This is a genomic window from Alteromonas sp. KS69 (assembly GCF_003989595.1).
Taxonomy (GTDB): domain Bacteria; phylum Pseudomonadota; class Gammaproteobacteria; order Enterobacterales; family Alteromonadaceae; genus Alteromonas; species Alteromonas naphthalenivorans.
The window spans coordinates 1-1564 of record NZ_PYHU01000055.1; the positions used below are offsets into that span (position 1 = coordinate 1).

General features: G+C 44.7%; 2 protein-coding genes. One reads left to right on the forward strand and one right to left on the reverse strand.

Translation table 11 applies throughout. The features are described from left to right. Positions 1–244, forward strand: a 244-nt coding sequence (locus C7Y69_RS21665; protein WP_185864212.1) for a hypothetical protein, incomplete at its 5' end; no start/stop codon positions are given. Here the strand turns inward: C7Y69_RS21665 and C7Y69_RS20855 are convergent. Continuing rightward, a protein-coding gene (locus tag C7Y69_RS20855; RefSeq protein WP_085929700.1) for an IS3-like element ISAma1 family transposase occupies positions 227–1395 on the reverse strand; the annotation gives its coding sequence in 2 pieces (ribosomal slippage) (positions 227–1146 and positions 1146–1395; 1170 coding nt in all). The two genes, C7Y69_RS21665 and C7Y69_RS20855, sit on opposite strands and share 18 nt — an antisense overlap. Between the last annotated feature and the right edge of the window lie 169 nt (positions 1396–1564).

The window sequence follows — 1564 nt, forward strand, 5'->3', positions numbered from 1 at the left end:
AGCGATAATTCATGTTCAAAAACGGATTGGTGGTGAATACCGGTATATGCAATTGTTCAGTAAGGCCAAAGTGACAAGAATCGACTTCGGCATTTTATTACCTGGTGTTTCATCAGCGTTTGTACAAGCGTTCAGAGACAACGCAAAATCTATAAAGTCACATTGTATACCGTTCAATGGACAACAAGTTGTAGATGACGTGGTCAACCAAAATCACACAACCCAGTTAAGCCGCTTTTTGTAAGTTAGCCATGTCAGCCTCATATTGATTTGGACTCTTGTAATCCAGATATGAGTGCATTCGCTGACTGTTATAAAACATAGTGATGTATTGCAGAATATCCTGCTGGGCAGCACGGCGACTCTGGTAGTGACGCCACTGCACTCGCTCTTGTTTCAATGTGCCGAAGAAGCTTTCTACGACGGCATTGTCCCAACAATCACCTTTCCTGCTCATGCTACCTGTTACCTTGTATTGCGTCAGTAACTGTCTAAATTGTCGGCTTGCGTATTGAGAGCCGCGATCCGAATGATGTATCAGGCCCACTTTAGGTTTACGTTGCCACAAAGCCATCGTTAAGGCATCACACACAAGCTGGGCATTCATCCGCGATGCCATACTCCAGCCCACGATTTTTCGTGAGAATAAGTCAATCACTACGGCCAGATACAGCCAGCCTTCTTGCGTCCAGATGTAGGTAATGTCAGAGACATACGCCTGGTCTGGCTTTTGAGCATCAAAGTCGCGTGACAGCACGTTATCGAAGACAGGTTGCTGATGGTCGCTGTTAGTCGTGACTTTGTATTTTCTACGTCGTCTGACGCTCACTCCAGCTTCTTTCATCAAGGCTCTCGTTCGCTGTTTTCCAACCGGATAACCAAGCGAATTCAACGCGCGTTTCATACGTCTTACGCCATAGGTAAAGTCACTGGCATCTGCTACTTTCTGTACCCACTCAATTAACTCATCATGTTGCGGATCCGGTTCAATGTGTTCCTTGCGTCGCACGGCACTATAGTAATTACAGCGACTGACACCAAGAATCTCGCACATCAGGCTAATCGGCCAGGTCTTCTTATGTTGGGTGATGAAACCGTATTTTACTTGGTTTCTTTGGCAAAGAAGACCGTTGCCTTTTTTAAGATCTCTTTCTCCATTTTCAGGCGCTTATTCTCTGCTCGCAGTTGGCGAATTTCTTCCTGCTCGGGCGTCAACTTACCATTGCCACGAAATGCGTGAGCCCCTTCTGATTCTTGCTCTTTAAGCCAGCGGCCTAACATATTGGCACTGATACCAAGACTGCGAGCAGCCTCAGTAATCTTGTAATTTTGTTCTGTAACCAGACTCACCGCATCCAGTTTGAATTCTTTCGAGTAGCTTTTTCGGGTTTTCATATACACTCCAGTTGAGATAATTATCTCTTAACTGGGTGTGTGAATCTATTGGAGCACGTCAATATGACAGAACTTAATGCAGGTGTTTCTTCAGAAAAATTGTTGTCCGTCAAAAAACAAGTCTTCTAAAAATAGGAAAAAAGGAGAGCACTATGAGTGCAGAAGTAAC